Source organism: Dysgonomonas sp. 521 (genome assembly GCF_010501055.1).
In the GTDB taxonomy this organism is placed as follows: Bacteria; Bacteroidota; Bacteroidia; order Bacteroidales; family Dysgonomonadaceae; genus Dysgonomonas.
In genome coordinates this window covers 81,129-102,737 of record NZ_QVMO01000003.1, presented here as the reverse complement: position 1 = coordinate 102,737, position 21,609 = coordinate 81,129, and the positions used below count along the sequence as shown (strand labels likewise).

The 21,609-nt window shown below is 44.4% G+C and carries 11 protein-coding genes; 6 read left to right on the top strand and 5 right to left on the bottom strand.

Annotated features, from left to right (window positions below; genetic code table 11):
• Positions 1–44 precede the first annotated feature (44 nt).
• The 6 genes from D0T84_RS02300 to D0T84_RS02275 all read left to right on the top strand — a co-directional run bounded on the left by D0T84_RS02300 (position 45) and on the right by D0T84_RS02275 (position 13,828).
• On the top strand, positions 45–1,838 hold the full coding sequence (locus D0T84_RS02300) for a LamG-like jellyroll fold domain-containing protein (protein ID WP_163305516.1): 1,794 nt from the start codon (positions 45–47) through the stop codon (positions 1,836–1,838).
• A gap of 108 nt (positions 1,839–1,946) precedes the next feature.
• Positions 1,947–5,081, top strand: a complete 3,135-nt coding sequence (locus D0T84_RS02295) for a TonB-dependent receptor (RefSeq protein WP_163305514.1) — start codon at positions 1,947–1,949, stop codon at positions 5,079–5,081.
• A 10-nt stretch (positions 5,082–5,091) separates the two neighbouring features.
• Positions 5,092–6,849 (top strand): RagB/SusD family nutrient uptake outer membrane protein, encoded by a 1,758-nt coding sequence (locus tag D0T84_RS02290; RefSeq protein ID WP_163305512.1) that lies wholly within the window; start codon positions 5,092–5,094, stop codon positions 6,847–6,849.
• A 15-nt stretch (positions 6,850–6,864) separates the two neighbouring features.
• Positions 6,865–10,050 carry a TonB-dependent receptor gene (locus tag D0T84_RS02285; RefSeq protein WP_163305510.1) on the top strand — a complete coding sequence of 1,062 codons (3,186 nt, stop codon included), beginning with the start codon at positions 6,865–6,867 and terminating at the stop codon, positions 10,048–10,050.
• A 20-nt stretch (positions 10,051–10,070) separates the two neighbouring features.
• Positions 10,071–11,900 carry a RagB/SusD family nutrient uptake outer membrane protein gene (locus D0T84_RS02280; protein WP_163305506.1) on the top strand — a complete coding sequence of 610 codons (1,830 nt, stop codon included), beginning with the start codon at positions 10,071–10,073 and terminating at the stop codon, positions 11,898–11,900.
• A gap of 23 nt (positions 11,901–11,923) precedes the next feature.
• Positions 11,924–13,828 (top strand): arabinan endo-1,5-alpha-L-arabinosidase, encoded by a 1,905-nt coding sequence (locus D0T84_RS02275; protein WP_163305503.1) that lies wholly within the window; start codon positions 11,924–11,926, stop codon positions 13,826–13,828.
• A gap of 417 nt (positions 13,829–14,245) precedes the next feature.
• On the opposite strand, the gene D0T84_RS02270 is transcribed toward D0T84_RS02275, so the two are convergent.
• The 5 genes from D0T84_RS02270 to D0T84_RS02250 form a co-directional block, all read right to left on the bottom strand.
• Positions 14,246–15,991, bottom strand: a complete 1,746-nt coding sequence (locus D0T84_RS02270; protein WP_163305501.1) for a sodium:solute symporter — start codon at positions 15,989–15,991, stop codon at positions 14,246–14,248.
• A 92-nt stretch (positions 15,992–16,083) separates the two neighbouring features.
• Complete coding sequence (locus tag D0T84_RS02265) at positions 16,084–17,751, bottom strand: ribulokinase (protein WP_163305499.1); 1,668 nt, start codon at positions 17,749–17,751, stop codon at positions 16,084–16,086.
• Between the two features lie 169 nt (positions 17,752–17,920).
• A complete protein-coding gene (gene araA / locus D0T84_RS02260; protein WP_163305497.1) occupies positions 17,921–19,423 on the bottom strand; it encodes an L-arabinose isomerase in 1,503 nt (500 codons plus the stop codon).
• A 160-nt stretch (positions 19,424–19,583) separates the two neighbouring features.
• Entirely contained in the window at positions 19,584–20,267 is a 684-nt protein-coding gene (araD, locus tag D0T84_RS02255; protein ID WP_163305495.1) for an L-ribulose-5-phosphate 4-epimerase, read from the bottom strand.
• Between the two features lie 541 nt (positions 20,268–20,808).
• Positions 20,809–21,201, bottom strand: a complete 393-nt coding sequence (locus tag D0T84_RS02250; RefSeq protein WP_163305493.1) for a barstar family protein — start codon at positions 21,199–21,201, stop codon at positions 20,809–20,811.
• Positions 21,202–21,609: the final 408 nt, after the last annotated feature.

Genomic DNA, 21,609 nt, shown 5'->3' with positions numbered 1-21,609 from the left:
TATATTTTTTGAAAAATTATTGTTTAACTAAATGGATATTAACAATGAAAAACATTTTTAAACTGTTGACTGTATTCACTGTTATTTGTTTTTCTTCTTGTCAGGAATGGGGAGAGTGGGACGAGCCCGCCGGTAACCAGGTATATCCGACATTGGAAAAACTGGCTACTTATGCATTCGACGAAGAACTTGAATTCGAAACCTTTGAACATCTACTTTATCCGGATGGTAATAAACCGGAACTCATCGAAGACAATGAGCGCGATACCGTGCTTCATCTTAATGGGGGCTATGTAAGAATTGCCAACCCGCTGAATAGCGTGGAAGTACAGAGTGCTGTTTCGCTCACATTCTGGTATAAACAGGCTGTTGCTGAAGATGGGTCACAAGATTTGCAAGGGGCTATTTTCTCTTTCGGTAACGAGGATATTTCGCAACGGATGTTCTTTACGGCCAACGGCTGGTTGAATTACAAAGGCGTGGATGGAACTTATAGCTACAATGATCCTGCATCTGTAAAAACCGGAATGATAACACCGGGCGAATGGCATTATGTAGCGATTTCTGTAACGAATAGCGGATATTATGTATATGTAGACGGGGAAAGAAAAATAGACAGGAACGAGACTGGCTTCGATTGTTCAAAAATCGTACAATCTATGGCGTCTCTGCCTTATTTGTATATTGGCTATGGCTCGGATGTACAGACAAGTGAGATGTGGATCGACGACTTGACCATTTATCGTAATGAGATTACCGATGCCCAGATACGAGTTCCCGATAACGGTGGTGGCGAAGTAGATAATAAGAATTATATTATCGTAGGTAATGAAGATTTCTCTACCGGTTGGTGGTCTGCTTTCTCCGATCTGGTAAGGATGAAAGGCAACAATACTACACATTACGGTTTCTATAACTACACCAATGGCAATGCCAACTGGAACAACTGGCTATTGGTAGCTACCAATGGTAAAGATAGGAACGAAGCAGGCTATGCCGAATACTTCGTAATGCGTGCCGATGCTTTCGGATGGGGAGATGGCAACTATAACGGAGACAATATCTCTCACAACTTCAACTTCGACGATGGCAGCTTTACTACCGATATGCAAGGCGCTTATGTTGACTTAACTGTGAAACGTACAGATAACCGTATAGATATGAAAGCTGTAGTAACCGCAACTAATGGTACAGTTTACACATACACATACTACTATGAGGGCGATGTGGCCGAATCTATCGGTACATTCCTTACTTGCGAGGGTTCTTACCTGAAAATCGATCCGGAAGCTGTGTTTATCGGAGAATCATATACGCCCGGTTCTTATCTGGTGGGTCCTGCAGACTGTAGTGCCGGATGGTGGTCATCCTTCTCCGATTTCTCGAAAATATCGGATGCTTACACCACTTATCCGTTTGTATACACCTTCATCAACAACAATAACAATGGCGCCAACTGGAACAACTGGTTATTAGTCCTTACCAATGGTAAGAACAGGGACGAAGTAGGCTATGCCGAATATTTCGTATTGCGTGCCGATGCCTTCGGATGGGGAGATGGCAGCTATACAGGAGACAATATCTCTGCAAGCTATAACTGGGATACCTATGTGGGACAGATGAAAGGTGCAACCTGTAAGATAATACTGACACGTAGCGGCGACCGTCTGGATATGACGGCTAAGGTTACTACCGCCGAAGGCGAAGAACTGGAAGATTATACATTCTACTATCAGGGGATTACAACTTCCGAAATCGGTATGTTCCTCACTGTAGAGTTAGCTAGCTTGGATATGCGTGCGGTAGGTTACTATCCGTTCTGGTCTGCTATCGAATAATTAAACACTTCTGATGAAACAACGCATGTCTTTTGATGTATGTATGACAAATATGAGGGACAAAAGACATGCGGGTTTCATACAGTCCAAAAAATAAATTAGTATCGTATGAAAAATAAACGAACAAAAGAAAAAGCCTCGCGGAGCAATTTGCTCCTGCGATTGCTGCTGGTGGTTGCCTTGATATTCGCCGGACAAAGCGCGTGGGCGCAATCCAAGCAGGTTTCGGGACACGTGTCAGATAGTAAAGGGGAAGAAATTATCGGAGCCAGTGTAGTAGTGAAAGATGCTCCTACAGTGGGCACTATAACAGATGAGAACGGAGACTTCCAGCTCTCTGTCCCTGCCAACGCCGTCTTGATAATACGTTATTTAGGTTTCCAGACGCAGGAAATTCCGGTAGGTAGCGAAACCCGCTTCCGTGTTATTCTCGAAGAAGACTCGGAAATGCTCGGCGAGGTAGTTGTGGTAGGCTACGGTGAGCAGAAGAAAGAAAGTGTGATCGGTGCCATTTCTACACTCTCGTCTAAAGAGTTATTGAAATCGCCTGCCGCTAATATTTCTCAGGCTATAGCCGGAAAAATTCCGGGAGTTATTACTTCTCAGACATCCGGTGCTCCGGGTGCTGACGATGTGCAGATATTTATTCGTGGTAGGGCTTCTTTTGCCGGAGATAACCAGCCACTGATTATGGTAGACGGGGTTGAACGTGCTTTTTCGCAGATTGCCCCCGATGATATCGAAAGTATCAATACCCTGAAAGATGCTTCTGCTACTGCGGTGTATGGTGTGCGTGGAGCCAACGGTGTTATATTGATTACTACAAAACGTGGCCGGATGGAACAAAAGCCTGTGGTGAGCCTGACTGCTAACTGGCAGTACCAGTCGCCTACAAGGAAAAATACATACCTGAATTCCTACAACTCGGTTTCATTACTCGAAGAAGCTTTGGCCAATGACGGGCTCGCTTCGCAGTACTCGGCCGCTGATCTGGAGATGTACAGGAAATCGTCTGCCGGACAGTTGAGCGGACTCGATGCAATGTTGTATCCGAATGTTGACTGGTACGATACAGTATTGAAAAATACAGCTCCCGCGCAGCGATACAACGTAAATATACAGGGAGGTACCAAACGTCTGAACTATTTTGCTTCGGCAGAATATTATCATCAGGATGGACTGTTCCGCAACTTTAGCCTAGACCAGTACGGAAACAAATCGAATTCGAGTTACAACCGTTACGCGTTCCGTGCCAATCTGGACTTTATCATGACACGAGATCTGACACTGTCGGTTAATTTCGGTACACGTTTCGAAGAGCGTAACGGGCCTAACACAGATGAAAGGCGTGACGGGGCTTTCAGCGAAGTGTATTACGAACTCAACCATACTCCGGGATGGATATTCCCTACCTCGTACAGTGTAGGAGAGGGCGAAGAGCGTCAAACGCTTTATGGAGGTAGCTCACAGTATCAGAACAATATTGTAGGACGGCTAGCCAAAGGTGGTTTCTACCGTGCGACTAATACAATAAACGAAACCAACTTTATCGCTAACTACAAAATGGACTGGTTGACTAAAGGCCTTTCGGCCAGAGCGATGGTCTCGTTTGACTACGATGCGTATTACATGCGATTATTCAGATCCGGTTTTGCTACTTACGAATTGAATGACCGTAACAATTATCAGTCTATAGATGCTTATAATAAATTTAATACTGATACTGAATTAGCTTATGCGGGTGATAACCAAACTACTACGTATAAACTCTATATGGAGGCTCAGTTAAATTATGCCCGCAAGTTCGGTAAGCACGATGTTACAGGTATGCTGATCTATAGCCAGAATGATTACCGTTATCAGGCCGATCTGGCAAAACGTTATCAGGGTATTGCCGCCCGTGGAACTTATGGATATGACGACCGTTATCTCGCTGAGGTAAATATCGGATACAATGGTTCGGAAAACTTTAAGAAAGGTAACCGTTTCGGATTTTTCCCTGCCTTCTCTCTCGGATGGCGTGTTACCAACGAGAAGTTTATGGAAAAGACGCAGGATTGGCTGACCAACCTTAAGATACGTGGATCGTACGGGGAAGTGGGTAATGATATCTACAAGGTAAATAATATACAACAACGTTTCTTATATCAGGCTGTATGGACACAGGTTAGCAACGACTATTATTTTGGTACCACGGGCAATACAGGTATATACGAAAGCCAGTATCCGAACTATGCTGTGACATGGGAACGTGCAAAAAAATACAATCTAGGTCTTGAATTTGGTCTATGGAACGGATTACTGAGCGGTAATGTCGATATTTTCCACGAAAGCCGCAAAGACATCCTTACGCAATATCTTACCCGTCCGCAATGGGTAGGGGTAAATATGGCTGCCGGAAATCTGGGTAAGACTAAGAATGCGGGTTATGAAATAGAATTGAAGCATAATCACAAAATAGGGAAAGACCTGTTCTATAATGTCGGATTCAATTTCTCCCATGCGCGTAACGAAATCATCAGCCGCGACGAACCGGACGGAACACCTGCATACCGTAAACAGGAAGGGCATCCGATCGAACAATACTTCGGGCTGATAAGTGATGGCTTTGTTACCTCCGCCGATCTGGCTGACCCTAATTTCCCGGTTTCAACTTATGGAAATGTGCAGGTGGGTGACCTGAAATACAAGGATATGAATGGAGATGGCTTTATTGACGACAGGGATATGACTTTCATCGGATATAGCAATATTCCTGAAAACACGTATTCACTTTCTTTAGGCCTTGAATACAAGGGTATTGGCCTTAGTGTGATGTTTCAGGGGGTAGATCATGTATCCCGTTATTATGATGCGGAAGCACAATTCGCCTTTGTAAATGGCGGTAAAGTAAAAGAACACCATCTTGGACGCTGGGATCCGGCTCTTTCCGAAGATCAGAACCTGCGTACGGCAACCTATCCGTTGCTTCACTACGATAGCAATGGCGACCACAATCAGCGTGCTAACTCATTCTTCCTCAAAAACGGAAAGTTCATCCGTTTGAAGAATATCGAATTGAGTTACTCTCTTCCTCTTCAGTTTATCAAGAAGTTTTACATGAATGAGTGCCGCTTGTATATCAACGCGAACAACCTCGTTACCTGGGACAAGCTGGATGGTCTTACCGACCCTGAAAGCCAGGGTTCGAACCGCTATCCGATCATGAAAACTGTAAACTTTGGTGTAAACGTCAAATTCTAATAGATAAAATATGAAAAAGACAATAATATATGCTTTAGTTCTTATATTGATGGGAACGGCAGTAACATCGTGTGAGGATGCATTTGGCGACTTTCTCGAAAAAGATCCGAGCAATGAACTTACCGAAGAAGAGGTATTCAGTGATTGGACTACCCTCAAGGCATTCCACTACGATACATATAACTTTTTACGGAACGGAGCCGGACGTGTAAACTATACATGGATGGATGCCGCTACCGATCTGGCTCATACGAGTTTTGCCTACGGTACGCGCACCAGTTTCAATATTGGTAACTATTACGCGACTTCCGCTTCCAACGAGCTAACCGGCACATGGGAACATTATTACAGAGGGATACGCAAGTGTAACATGCTTCTCGAACGTATCGAAGATGTGCCTAAAGCGACTGACCTTTCTAACGAGCAGTTCGCCATTGATAAAGCAAACTACATGGCAGAATCACGTTTTATGAGGGCTTTCTTCTATTGGGAAATGTTCCTGCGATATGGTACTGTTCCATTGGTAAAAGAAGTTCTCGATCCGGATGGAGACCTGTTGAGCGGATATACTACGCGCCCCGACCTGAAAACATATATAGACTGGGTGTTGCAGGAACTTGCCGAATGTGAGCCTAATCTGATGGATAATCCGCTTGCTATAGACCAGAAAGGACGTATTTGCAAAGCGATGGCAAGAGCCTTGGCTTCACGCATCAAACTATATATGGCAAGTGACCGTTTTAGCGCCCAGTCGGGTATTACATGGCAGGCTGCGGCCGATGCTGCGGGTAGCTTCATCGCTGATTATGGGAGCGGGTATGGCCTTTATGTAGGAGACGCAGACCCGAAAGCATGTTATGCAAACGCTATTCTGAAAAATGCGCACGATGAAAGCAACAACGAAGTAATCTTCTGGCGCAATGACCTTAAAATATCATGGTCTACAGTTTATTATGATACTCCGGTAGGCGAAGGAGGTATGGGCGGTTGCTGCCCGTCACAGAATCTGGTGGATATGTACGATATGGCCAATGGCTTATCTCCATTTACTACATACGACAAAACGGGCGCGCCTGTGTATAATGGCACTGCTGTTCCTGCTATCAATTCTGCCAGCGGATATAGCGACAGCGATCCGTATAGCAACCGTGACCCTCGTTTGGCGGCGTCTGTCCTCTTCAACGGGTCTAGCTGGGGCAATGGGGTTATCAATGTGATAAAGGGACAAAGGGACAACCCGGTAGGTAACGCAAACGCTACGCCTACAGGCTATTATATGCGCAAATATATGCCCGAGCAAGTCCTGAACAACAATCATACAGGTAGCAGCTATCGCAACTGGATATTCATCCGTTATGCTGAAATACTGCTGAACTATGCCGAAGCAATGAATGAAGCGAATGGCCCCGGCCCTGAGGTGTTCGACGCATTGCAGCAAATACGCGACCGTGTAGGGATGACAGCTAAGCTGGCCGACCGTGCCGACTTACAGAATAAAGAGGCATTACGCAACTTTATCCGCAAGGAACGTACTATCGAACTGGCCTTCGAAGACCATCGCGCCTGGGACGTACGGCGCTGGAATGTGGCTGTAGAAGCATTGGCACGGCCAATATACGGGATGGATATAGCTAGAGACGGTAATCAACTTACCTATACCCGCAAGGTGGTACAGAACAGGGTGTTCGATACAAAGATGTATCTCTATCCTATCCCTGAAACTGAAGTATGGAAAACAAACATAGAAAATAACCCGGGTTGGGAATAAATCATTGAACGCATTATGAAAATAAAACGTAAAAATATAGGGGCAGGATTTAAACACTTCCTGCTGGTAGCAGCCCTGATACTGACTGGTACTGCATGGGCGCAAGATGGAAGAACGTTGCAGGGACGCGTTGTCGATTCAGAGGGTAAACCTATAGTCGGGGCTATTGTTAACGTGGTAGAAGAGAGCCGTATCGTTATCACAGATAATGAGGGTAACTTCACGTTGAAGAATGTAATAAGCACTGACGATATATATGCAGCCTGTATAGGTTATAAATCGGAGACGATACCTGCCGATTTCGATCAGGATTTTAAAATCGTATTGTCGGCGGATAATGACCCGTATGCTGCAATGGCGCCGCTGCCGTTCACTCAGTTGCCGAAAAAGTTTGTAACCGCGTCTACTTCGGTAGTTACGGGAGAAGAACTTGAAAAACATCCGATAACTGTATTACAGAATGCTTTTACTTCCACTGTGACCGGGGTGCAAACCTATGAGGCCCAGTCGGAACCGGGATGGAGTGAGACATACATGTATATCCGTGGACCTAGAACGATGAATTACTCCCTGAATGCGCGCAGCCCGCTTGTTATTGTAGATAACGTGGAACGCGACCTCTCATTCCTCGATGCTTATCCGATAGAATCTATCACCATAGTGAAAGACGCTGCGGCTACAGCCATATATGGTATGCGTGGTGCCAATGGGGCTATCTTGGTTACTACAAAGCGCGGTAAAGCCGGAAAAACAAAAATCAGCTTTACTCAGGAGTTTGGCTATCAGACATCTGCCGGCATTCCGGAGTCTCAAAACTCATACAACTATGCCTTGACCCGTAACCAGGCGGCTTATCTGGATGGACGCTCCCCTGAATTCTCGGCTACCGATTTGGAATATTACCGCAGGGTATCCAATGGGGAGACACTGGAAGGAATGGCAAAGTATAAATATTTCAACACCAACTGGCATGATGTTATGTTGCGCGATTTAGCTCCGCAGATGCGTACCAACTTTTCGGTAAGTGGCGGCAATGACCGTGCCAGATACTTTGTTTCATTTTCTTATCTCCGTCAGGAAGGTCTTTTCGATTCTAAGTGGACAGAGTGGAACGATGAAGGATACAGCACACAGATGAAGCTGAACCGTTTCAACCTGCGTTCTAATGTGGATATAGATGTAAACAAGTTTCTGAATGTATCACTGGATTTGGGTGGACGTATCGACAATATCACCCAGCCGGGTATCGATATGTGGAATATATTCACATGGGGAGCAGGCGAAAACTTACCGATTTATCCGGTATTCACACCTAACGGAGAATTTTTCATGCCAACCAGTAGTGACAGCAAGAACGGCGCGGCTCAGATAGCCGGACGCGGTATTACTCAAAATCGACGTCGTAACTTGTATTCCACTATTACTGCTACCGGAGATTTGGGCAGTTTGGTTCCGGGATTGAAAGCTAAAATGACATTCAGCTTCGACTCGTATGAAACATTCCAGAAAACACAGGTGGCCGACGTCAATGTATATTACTATAATTTCATGGACAACGTAAACGATGTATCGGACTATACATATCAGCGTATGCGTACCTATATGGCATTGCCGAATGCTACGACTTCGCCGCGCGATTATTATTACAATATCAATATGAACGGAGGTCTTGAATATAGCCGCACTTTCGGTAAACATGCCGTAAATGCGCAGGCCTTTATCCGCTCGTACCAGAATGTAGTTCGCGGGCAGAACTCATCGAACCGTTACCTGTCCTTCAATGGTATGGCGTCATATATCTATGATAACCGATATATCCTTTCCGGTAATATTTCGCACATGGGTAGCGACAACTTTGCCGAAGGCGAGCGTTATGGTACATTCCCCGGAGTTTCGGCGGGTTGGGTAATGTCTGAAGAATCGTGGCTGAAAGATTCTCCGGTAAAATTACTGAAACTCCGCGCGTCTTACGGCCGGGCAGGTCAGGCGGTGATCGGTGGAAGCCGGTATCCATACCAGAGCAGCTTTGCTGAAGGAGGAGGATACAATTTCGGTACATCGCAATCGGTTGTCTCGGGAGCCTATGAGTCTACTGCCGGAAACAGCAATATAAAATGGGAGCTGTCAGATATGCTCAACTTGGGGGTTGACTTTGATATATGGAACAAGAAAATCTATGGTTCGGTAGATGTCTTTAAAGAATGGCGTTCTAATATATTGGTAAACCGCTCTACCATTCCTACCATGTTTGGTATTGCAGCTCCACGGGACTCATACGGGAAAGTAGAAACAAAAGGTACTGAAATTACACTCGGGCACCAGAATAAGGTTGGAAACTTTGAATATTTCATCGATGGTATGTTGACTTACAACACCAATAAGATTACCGAAATGGATGAACTACCCCCAGACTATGATTATCAGGCGCGCACCGGACAACGTATCGACCAGTCATTCCTTTTGAGATTTAAAGAATGGGCAAGCGATGAGTCCAGGATTCCTACAAGCCATCAGGATGCGATAGATAATCCGTGGAAATATCCATATAGCGCTGCCGGACAGTATAAGTTGGGTAATGCAATATTTCAGGATACCAATGGCGACCGTATCATCAATGATTATGATAAGGTAGCCACAGGATATGCGGCTACGGCACTGGATGCGGCTGCCGACAGATATGGCATAGCTGTTCCCGAACTGATACCTAGTGTACGTTTAGGCGTTTCGTGGAAAGGTATCGATGCCCGTGTTATACTGACGGCTTACCTGAACAGAAGTGTGCCTACCCGTGAGAATATGGACTACGGCTTTGGCTGGGGCGGAACAAGTACGCATGCAGTAACCAATACATGGGGTTATTACACTGACGATCCTACCGATCCGCGAAACATAAATGCGAAATATCCTCGCCTGTCTACTTCATTTAGTGACATAGACCGCAACTATCCGTACAATGAATCTGATATATGGGTAGTAAACGGAGATTTCCTGTCGCTGCGTAATGTAGAAATAGGTTATTCACTTCCGTTGAAGTTGATATCCAAATTGAGCATGACCAAGTGCCGTGTATACTTCAGCGGATACAATTTGCATACATGGAGCCATCTGCCTAAAGGGTTCGATCCTGAAAACCCTACAAACTACATTTGGGCGTATCCTAAGACCAAATCGTTTTCAGTGGGTGTAAATATTGAATTTTAACCTGAAAAACAATAACAAGTATGAAAAAAATATCAATATATATTGCAGCAGCGATTCTCCTTCTGGGAGGATTCGCCTGCAGCGATTATCTGGATAAGGAGTTCGACTCTTCATTATCCGAAGAAAAGACTTTCGGGAACGAAGCTCTTACCCGCGGTTTTTTGGCGAATATATATACCAACTTACCGGATGGATTTGCTCCTTTGGGCGACACCCAGTTTACAGGAGCCTCACGCGACTGTATGACTGATAATGCCGTTACTTCATGGGGGTTGCATTATTATACCAAGATTGGTAGTGATGGCTATACTGCGGCTAACCATCCATTGTTAGGATTCTGGAATACAAATACCTATGGTATCCGTAAGTGTAACCAATTTCTGAAAAACGCGAAAGTGTCAGTTGTTGGCAATTATGAAAGGGATGGGGATGATAATAAGCTCTACGACCGCTATTGTGCTGAGGCACGGCTGTTGCGTGCGCTTTTCCATTTCGATCTCGTATGTTGGTTTGGCGATGCTCCGCTTATTGGCGATGACGAAAATGGCGTTCCTGTCGTTTTCGATCTTTCAGATCCTGCGGCAATGAATCAGCCGCGTACTAAGGCCGCTGAAGTACTGGCATGGGTGGCTGCCGAGTGTGACAAGGTAAAAGATGTTCTGCCTTTCCGTTACTCCAACGAAACAAGTAACTGGGGACGTGTAAACGGAGCCGTAGCTTATGCCCTGAAGTCGAGAGCATTGTTGTACCGCGCATCGCCTCTGTACAATTCTTCGGGCGACAAAGCGTTGTGGGCCAGCGCGGCACAGGCGGCTAAAGATTTTATTTCGAGAAATCAACAGCAAAGCAGCCCTTACAAACTGTATAGTACAGGCAATACGGCTAACGACTATTATGAATGCTTTACTGCGAATCCGGTCTATAATAACGAACTTATTTTAGCGCGTTCGGTATGGAATACCAATCAGATAGAACATGTATTCATGCCTGTAGGCTTTACAGGTAGCTTCTCCGCTGCCGGGCGTACCAATCCTACCCAGAATTTCGTAGATGCTTATGAGATGAAGAATGGTAAGCGTATAGATGAAGCAGGTTCAGGATACGATGCTTCCAATCCGTATAAAGACCGCGACCCGCGTCTGGCACAGACCATCTTTTATCAGGGAATGGTGTGGGGGCGCGCCGACAAGGAAGAACAACGGGCTATAGATATGCGCTATACATCCGAGACCGACAAGGGTATTGATTATTCTTCATCTATGGGTGGTACGTACACCGGTTATTACCTGAAGAAATATGTAAATAATATTTCGTGTAAAGAACCTGCGACTTTCCCTCATTCATGGATTATATTCCGTTATGGAGAAATCTTGTTGAACGCGGCGGAAGCTGTTAATGAAGCGGAAGGCGCTGACAATGCCCGCCAGTATGTGAATGAGTTGCGTGCGCGTGCGGGGATGCCTGCTTACTCCGGTATGACTCAGGATCAGCTTCGCGAACGTATCCGCAACGAGCGCCGTATCGAACTCGGTTTCGAAGACCATCGCTTTGTAGACTCACGTCGCTGGAAACTGTTTGAAGGTGTAACTCTTGCCAATGAGAAATCAAAACCATATTACAACCAATTATTAAACCTGTATGGCGTACATATTACCGGTACGGAAAGTGCTCCGGTGTATACATTTGGCTTGGCGGAAACAGTAAATTCGAGGGTGTTTAACAATCCGAAGAATTATCATTTCCCTATTCCTGCCGACGAAGTGAAGCGGGCTCCTAACCTTGGACAAAATCCGGGATGGGAAACTAGCGGAACGGATGATGCGGAAACGGACGATACTGGTTCGGAATAAAGAAATATGGATATCTTTACATCATGAATAAAATAAAAATAATTATATTGTTGTTCTGCATGCTCGGTTGGGCATGCAGCGACGACAATAGTGACGGGGGAAGTACCCCTGTTTCTGTTATGAGTGTTAGTTATGCTAACCTCACATATAACAGTGTCACATTGTCTTCTTCTTACAAAGGAGAAAACCAAAATGTTACAAAGAAGGGATTCTGTTACTCCACCGAACCGAATGTAGATGTTTTTAAGCAAATACTCGAAGTTAGCGGCAGCGGTATGGATATTCGGGGAGAATTGACCAACCTGTCGGCAGGTACGACCTATTATGTAAAGGCATTCGCTATGGTACATAATGAATCTACTGTTTACTCGGCGGAAACATCGTTCACTACTCCCGGCCTTACCGAAAATGACGAACTGGCTAACTATAAGGCTCCCGAGTATGTTGACAATTATACAGGAATAGCCGGTTGGGCACAACGTAGCCAGTGGAATCTGGCCAATGTACATGACCCTACTGTAATGAAGGCCAATGATGGCTATTACTACATGTATCAGACCGATGCGTCGTATGGCAACGCGCATGACGGACACGGACATTTTCATGCCCGCCGTTCCAAAGATCTTGTCAACTGGGAATACCTTGGCGCTACAATGTCCGCCGCACCCGCTTGGGTAAAAACCAAGCTCAACGAGTACCGTGCTACACAGGGACTTGCCGCTATAGACAATCCCAGCTACGGCTATTGGGCTCCTGTAGCCCGCAATCTGGGCAATGGCAAGTACCGCATGTATTACAGTATAGTGGTAGACAACTACATCAAGACAGGCGCGGCCAATACGGCAGCCAACTTTGATAATTCGTGGACAGAACGCGCCTTTATAGGTATGATGGAAACATCAGACCCTGCAAGTAATACATGGGAAGATAAAGGCTTTATAATCTGCTCGTCTTCTGATAAGGCGATGGATGGATGGGCGCGCACTTCTACTTCCGATTGGTTCGCTTATTTTAAATACAACGCGATCGACCCTACCTATACTGTTACGAAGGAAGGGCAGCATTGGCTTACATACGGTTCGTGGCACAGCGGCATCGTTACCTTGCAGGTTGATGCTCAAACAGGGTTGCCGCTTACCCGGTTGGCTGCGCCGTGGGATATTACCGATGCTTCGGGCTATGGCTCTTTGATAGAAACAAGAGACAATGGCCGCTGGCAAGGTTCGGAAGCTCCGGAAATAATATATAATGCCAAAACAGGCTATTACTATCTGTTCGTTGCCTACGATGAACTTTCGGTAGCTTACAATACCCGTGTGGCGCGTTCTGCCAATATCAATGGCCCATATATAGGCATCGATGGTAAAAACGTTACCGAAGGAGGGGATATCTTACCTGTCGTTACTCATCCGTACAAATTCTCGGAAGGTCATGGCTGGGTAGGGATTTCACATTGCGCCGTGTTCGACGATGGCGCCGGTAACTGGTTCTATGCTTCACAAGGTCGTTTTCCGAATAATGTTTCGGGTATAAATGCAAGTAACGCCATTATGATGGGGCATGTGCGCAGTATCCGCTGGACTTCAGATGGCTGGCCGTTGGTAATGCCAGAACGTTACGGGAATGTTCCGAAGGTCGAAATAAAAGAGAGTGAGCTTGTGGGCAATTGGGAACACATCGACCTTTCTTATCGTTATGGAGAGCAGAGACCTGCGAATATGATGACCCTGAGTGCCGACCATAAGATTACAGCCGGTACATGGAAAGGAGGCACCTGGAGTTATGATGAAACGAACCAGATACTTACGGCGAATGGCGTAGAACTATACCTGCAACGCGAAGTAGATTGGGAAGCCAGTCCGCGTAAAGCGACCATTGTGTATGCCGGATACACTCCTTCAAAAACATATTGGGGAAAGAAGAAATAATATAAGGAAGTCGGTCTTAACTTTGTCCTGCCTTTCAGCCAACAGAACCAGACCTTCATAACCACAGGCAACGCTTCGCTCGCCTGCGGTTATGAAGGTCTGGTTTTTTCAAGTCATTCTTCACATACGCTTCGCGCCTGTGATCTTGATTCACATTATTGATAGAAAAACTAATTTTAAGTTAGCACTTAAGAGCCTGTTTAAATTTTAGCGAAAATTTTTATTACAGGTTCTGGCCAATAGTTCTTAGCAATTTTTTATGCTCTTTTTAGCGTCTTTTAAGGCGGTTATGAAGATTAAGTCCTTCGGGTTGAAACAGATACACCTAATTCAGATGATATCATTAAAGGTCAAAAAAAATAAAAGGCCATTTACTGGAAAAGTAAATGGCCTTTTGTATTTCGGTTTATCTATTTCTTACCAGAAATACCAATAGAACAATCCACATAGAGCAACAACACCGAGCGATGCGATAACATCCCACTTGTTCCAGCTCTTTCCGATCTGTTTTTTATAATCATCTGTAAACGTGATAGCTTCTATCTGCTGAGCAGTAGGTTTCGGTGTAAAGAACGACACTACAACCATCAGCAACATGATGAAGACAAGCAGCCATATCTCGAAGATAAGCCAGTTAGTCTGCCAAAACCATGTTGTACTTTCCCAGAATCCGCCTGTCATCACAGCTTTACCTGTATCGGTAAAGATATTGGTCAGCAAGCGCACCATACCAATGATAAAACCTACTATCATACCCACTTCACCAGCCTTAGGTGTAATTCGCTTGGAGAATATACCCAATGCAAATACAGCTACCATTGCCGGAGCAAGCAGTGACTGGATACCTTGCAGATAGTCGTAAAGGCTGCCCAGGCTCATCATGATAGGAATCCATACGATACCAAGTACCACTACAACCATAGTTGCAACACGGCCTACCATTACGTATGTAGTTTCGCTCTTTCCTTTGAACATTGGCTTATAGAAGTCTTCTGTAAACAGTGTAGCGCAAGAGTTGAAGAATGCCGCCAAAGACGCAACCAATGCCGATATAAAGCCAATGGTTACAATACCTTTCACTCCTGCTGGCAATACAAACTTAACCATCGAACCGAATGCGGTATCTGGGTCGTTGAGCGTGAAGCCACTGTCGGGACGCGCAGCCAGTGCCGCAGCTATCATACCTGGTATAAGGAACATAAACACAGGCAGCAATTTGAAATAACCGGCAGCGATAGTACCTCTGCGCGCACGTTTCATTACTTCTTCATTAGATTCGCCTTTGCGTTGTCCAAGTACACGCTGAACGATGTGCTGGTCGGTACACCAATACCAGAAACCGATAATAGATGCTCCGATAAATACCCAAAAGCCGGGATAGTCGTCATACAACGGGTCGCCCGTATTGAAGTGGAACATGTGGTTCGTACCATATGCAACGCCGTCTGCTCCTATATTCTGTGTCCTGGAAAATTCCATCATTGCAGTCCAGCCTTCGGTAATACTACCACCCCCGAGGGCTGCTAATCCTAAGAAAAGCACAAGGAAGGAACCAAGTATAAGGATAGGAGTCTGGATAGCAGAAAGAGTCATTACCCCTTTCATACCTCCCAGAACTGTAAAGATACCTGTCAGAACTATCAGGCCAATTGCTCCATACCAAAACGGCAAGCCAAGAAGACTTTCCATAAAGATACCTCCGGTGAATGCTGTTACACTCACTTTAGTCAACACGTATGCGATAAGAGTGATGATAGACAGCCACGAACCAGTCTTAGGAGTATAGCGGTATTTGAGGAAGTCCGGCATTGTGATGATTTTCCCCATCTTATTGTTCATAAGCTGGTAAAACGGCACAAAAAGCCATCCCAGAATAAGTATCATCCATCCTTGCATCTCCCAGTGCGCCATACCTACTCCCGATTTGGCACCCGTTCCGGCAAGCCCTACAAGGTGCTCCGAACCGATGTTTGCTGCAAAGATAGCCGCACCGATGATATACCACGGTTCACCTTTACCAAAGAGGTAATCTTCGCTGTCGGCGCCCTGCTGCAAACGCTTGTCTTTTTGTATCGAACGCCACACAGCCCACGATACGCCCAATATCCCAACTACGATAATCACCCAGTCGAGCCAAATAAATTCATGCGAATTCCAATTCATAGTATATTTAATTAAAAATGAAGAATTAAAAATGAAGAATTTGATTATCACCGTTTTGCGCGATTCTTAATTCTTCATTTCTAATTTTTAATTTATTGAAATAATTCTTTTTCTGTAAACTGACCTAGTTTCTGGTATTTAGCATATATTTTCATATATACCTCATGTTTTTCCATATCAGGCTTATATTCGAATGCAAAGCCCTGTCCCATTGCTTTCTGCGCAGCTTTGATATCCGGATGGATTCCTGCCGCCACCGAAGCAAACATGGCTGCACCGAATGCACAGGCCTGCTCAGATTTGGCAACCTTGATAGGCATACCTAGCACGTCAGCAAGTGTTTGCATCACCAATGGCGATTTCAGGGAAATGCCACCGATACCGATAACGCTTTCTATTTCAATTCCATTTTCCAGGAAACGGTCGACAATGGCCTTAGAACCAAAAGCAGTAGCCTCCACCAATGCTTTGAAAATAAGCGGAGCCGAACTAGCCAGGTTAAGTCCTGTGATCGTTCCTTTTACCATCTGATTGGCATCCGGTGTACGGCGTCCGTTCATCCAGTCGATAGCTAATGCGGAACTTTCTGTGGTCGGTATTTTCGCAGCTTCCTTCGATAGTTCAGGAATCATTTTGTCTAAAGCTTCTTCTATCAATTTAGCCTTTGTAGCTTCATCTACAAGTGACGATTCTTTCAATATCTTTTCGAATGGCCATGCCAGAACCGACTTGAACCATGCGTAGATGTCCCCGAATCCCGACTGTCCGGCTTCAAGACCTATCATGCCCGGAATAACCGAACCATCTACCTGCCCGCAAATACCCGGAACAAGCTTGCCATGCATATCTTCATACGAAGCTACCATAATATCGCAGGTGGAAGTACCGATAACACGCACAAATGTCTTTGGTTCTATCTCGGCTCCTACTGCACCCATGTGGCAGTCGAAAGCACCAACCCCAACGGCCACATCCGTGGTCAGTCCAAGCCTGTCAGCCCATTCCTGAGTAAGGTTACCTACCTTCACATCGCTGGTATATGTTTCGTGGAACAAGTGTTCTCTAAATCCTTTCAGTTCGGGAGCAATCTCTACCAAGAAGTCTTCTGTTGGCAGTCCGTCCCATTCTTTCAGCCACATCGCCTTATGTCCGGCAGCACAACGCCCGCGAACTATTTCGGCCGGTTTGGTCTTTCCTGTGATAAGGGCAGGCATCCAGTCGCAATGTTCCACCCAGCTATATGCGTCATTCACAATCGACTTATCAGCTTTCAATACATGTGCAACCTTAGCCCATACCCATTCGCTGGAGTAGATTCCACCTTCGTAGGCTGTATAGTCAATCGGCCATTTCTTTGCTATTTCGTTTATTCTGGCAGCTTCCTTAATGGCTGTATGATCTTTCCAGAGGATAAACATCGCATTCGGATTCTCTGCAAATTCAGGACGCAAAGCCAGTATTTGCCCGTCTTTATCTATCAATGCCGGTGTAGAACCTGTAGTGTCGAAAGACATACCAACCACAGCCTCGGCAGTGCCTGACGGGGATTTGCTCAGAGCCTCTTTTACAGATTCTTCCAGTGCTTCTATATAATCCAGAGGATGTTGCCTGTACTGGTTATTAGCAGGATCGCAGTATTTACCCTGCACCCAACGCTTGTAATATTTTACTGATGAAGCAACCTCTTTTCCGGTTTGTGCTTCAATGATTACCGCCCGACAGGAGTCTGAACCGTAATCAAGTCCGATAGTATATTTCATGTTTATATTAGTTTAGGCCCCCTCAATCCCCCAGAGGGGGAAGCCAGAGAGGCTATCGTTTTGTATTTGCAAATTTACCCCCTTTTTGCTGATTCCCCCTCCGGGGGACAGGAGGCTTAAAGTAAGTAAAGGGAGTATCACTACTCCCGATACTCAAAAAAACAATCTTTTAGCTTAACGCTTTATTTAATAAGTAGTATACTTCATTGACTTTTAGTTCAAACTTGAAGTTATTTATAGTAGTGTTCTTATCAATTGTAACCAATTCGATATTTGCTATTTCGGCATAATCTTCGAGCATTTCCGTTGTAACAGAGAATGAGAAGCTTGAATGGTGAGTTCCACCAGCTATGATCCAAGCGCCTGCACCTATCTCAAAGTTAGGCATTGGTTTCCACAATGCGCATGCAACCGGAAGTTTAGGAAGCGGTTTTGGTTCTTGTACCTCTACTTCGTTTACTATCATGCGGAAGCGGTTACCCATATCTACGATGGTAGCAGCAACACCTTCTCCCTTGTGAGCCTGGAATACCAGACGGGCGCAAGTACGTGCATCGCCAATTCCAAGGAAGTGTACTTCGATACGGGGTTTTGTGCCTGTAATATCCGGATTGATTTCCAGCATATGCGATTGAAGGATAGTGCTGTTTTCTCCATCGAAGTTCAATGTGTAGTCTTCAAGGAACGATTGTCCACCCGGAAGGCCTTGTCCCATTACCCACATTGTGCGTACAAGGGCAGCAGATTTCCAGTCTCCTTCGGCTCCAAATCCGTATCCTTCTGCCATCAGGCGCTGAGAAGCGAATCCCATCAATTGTTTCATACCTTCCAGTTCGTTGAAGCTGGTAGTGAAACCCTTAGCCCCCTTGTCCTGCAAGAAGCGGCGAAGTCCTATTTCCTGAGCTGCTGCATCGCGTACAAACTGGTGTTTTTCCGCACCTTTTTTGCAGTCGTCTGCAAAGTCATATATCTTTTCATATTCTGCAACAAGCGCATCTATTTCAGCATCAGTTACGGCCTCTATATAGGGAACCAGAGTTGCAATAGGAGCATTGTCAACATGATAACCCAAACGAATTTCGGCTTCCACTTTATCGCCGTCTGTTACGGCTACGTTGTTCATATTATCCCCGAAACGAACGATAAGCATATCCTGTGAATCTGCCCATCCTGCACACACACGCATCCATGATGCTATCTTGCTTTGTGTATCTTTATCTTTCCAGTAACCTACTACAACCTTACGAGGCTTGCGCAGACGGCTTGTAATATGTCCGAATTCGCGGTCGCCGTGAGCCGACTGGTTCAGGTTCATGAAATCCATATCGATTTCATTCCACGGAATTTCTTTATTGTACTGGGTATGGAAGTGGAGCAACGGTTTCTTATAATCCAGTAAGCCATGTATCCACATCTTAGCAGGAGAGAATGTGTGCATCCATGTTATCATACCCACACATTTGGTATCGCCATTAGCGGCGCGCATTATAGCGGATATTTCTGCTGACGAGTTGGCTGTACCTTTATAGACCACTTTGATAGGCAGGATGCCTGAATCGTTTAATCCTTTCACCATTTCAGTTGAATGTGCATCAACCTGAACCACAGCGTCGCCACCATAAAGTAATTGTGCTCCGGTTACAAACCAAACTTCTAAATCTTTGAAATCCATGATATTATGTTTTTAAATTATAAATTATGAGTTATGAATTAATGTGCCAATTTGCAAATATGCCAATATGCCAATGACGCAAGCGATGAATTATGAGTTATAAATAAGTGTTTTACTAAATTTCTTACTGTTGACTGTTGACTGCTAACTGTTTACTGTTTCACTGTCCGTAATAGGCACCCGGACCATGTTTTCTGAAAAAGTGCTTTTTAATAAGCTCGTCATTCATCTTCAGTTGAGGATTAACGTTGAATGAAATAAATGCCATTTTGGCCACCTGCTCCAGTACTACTGCATTGTGAACCGCTGTGTGCGCGTCTTTCCCCCACGAGAAAGGCCCGTGGTTGTTTACTAATACGCCGGGTGTATAGTCTGCGTTTAGTTCCGAAAAACGTTCAACAATGACATTGCCTGTCTCAAGTTCATACTTCCCTTCAATCTCAGCTTTTGTCATTTGTCTTGTGCAGGGAATCTCATCTTTGAAATAATCGGCATGTGTAGTCCCAATATTCGGAATATCGCAACCTGCCTGTGCCCAAGCCGTAGCATACGTTGAATGTGTATGCACGATACCACCCACATTCGGAAAAGCCTTATATAGTACAAGGTGTGTAGGTGTGTCGGATGACGGTTTCAGCTTTCCTTCCACGATGTTTCCATCCAGGTCGAGCACTACCATATCATCGGCCTTCATGGTATCATAAGATACTCCGGATGGCTTTATGACAACCAACCCCTTTTCCCTGTCTATCGCGCTAACATTGCCCCATGTAAATATCACAAGGCCATGCTTTACCAAATCTAGATTTGCTTCAAATACTTCTTTTTTGAGTGATTCCAACATGATGTTGCAAGTTTTATTAAATAAGTGTACTCTTTACACTTGCAATATTAATAATAAGTGTTTGATTCTACACTTATTTTTGTTATGTTGTAAAACATATTTTGAAAAAAGTATTTCCAAAATAAAAAAGAGAGTTTGAAGAGAGAGCTTGAAGTGATTCAGCACATTTTAGGAAGAGCCAGGGATTCCGCCACATATTTTCTTCGCTGTGAACTCTGGAAAAGGAAGCGGCCATACCATCGAAATTCATCGTGTGTTTGAGCATCTTCTTTTTCTTATGTTCGTTGCCACAGGTCATCCCTGCGAGAGTTTGTCTACTTTTAGCGTGAAATTTATCTTATTATAGAACGGTCTTTGAAATAATAATTTTAGTCTTTAACAGATGAAAAAGGTAACAATAACAAACTGTGGAATAGTTGTAACTTTTGTCACTTTTTTATTTATTGCCGGCGGTCTTATTTGTTTATAATTAGCATGTTATGGGATAAAGTGCCAAGGTGGATAGTGTCACTTTTTGCAGCGTCTTTCTAATGATGTTTATTTATTGGGCGATCAGTTTTATATTAGGATGCTCACTTATGATTTCCAGAATGATTTCGAAATAGGTTTTTCCTGTACCGTTCTCTAATTCGGCAAGCTTTTCAAGTATAAATTCCTGATTAAATACTGAAGGGGATGTTAATTTGTTTTGATAATAAGCTCTGGTAAGTTCAAGCCCTAAATCCTTTCTGTTTTGCTCAAAATCTTTCCAGATCAGGCAAATCTTTTCATTCCCTTTTATTTGGCCGTAACCACCATAAAACATGTCGTTGAGCGCATCCAGGCTAGCACCGAGTTTCCAGTCTTCGTCCGGCATAAATACGCGGTTTATTTCTTCGTAGAAAGAAGGTATATTATGTATCCTGCTGCCATCAATGATAATTGTCTTGTCCATAAATGTATGTTTTATGATTGTCAAAAGTAGTATTAGAATCAGATATTTCCAATTTTGGATTCCTAAGTAACTGTTTAAATTTTATACGAATATTTTATTATATCTTTTTCTTCGTTCATTTTTAGTCTGTTTTCGGCTGTTTTTTTCTTTCTCTCAACTCAAATAGCCCGCTATTATCGTTTCGAGGAAGAAAAAAACATCTCTAAAACATCTCTAAAAATTTGAACGAATAAAATTTAAACAGTTACTAAATAAAATGAAAAAGGAATGCTGTTATTTCCCTAATATACACTCTTTTTCTTAACTTTGCGTCCCTTGAGGCCTTGTGCCTGTGTATTGTTTTATATACACAACAGTAACAGATAGTTACCTTGGGAAATTGAAGAGTTCGATTTTTATTGTCGTTTA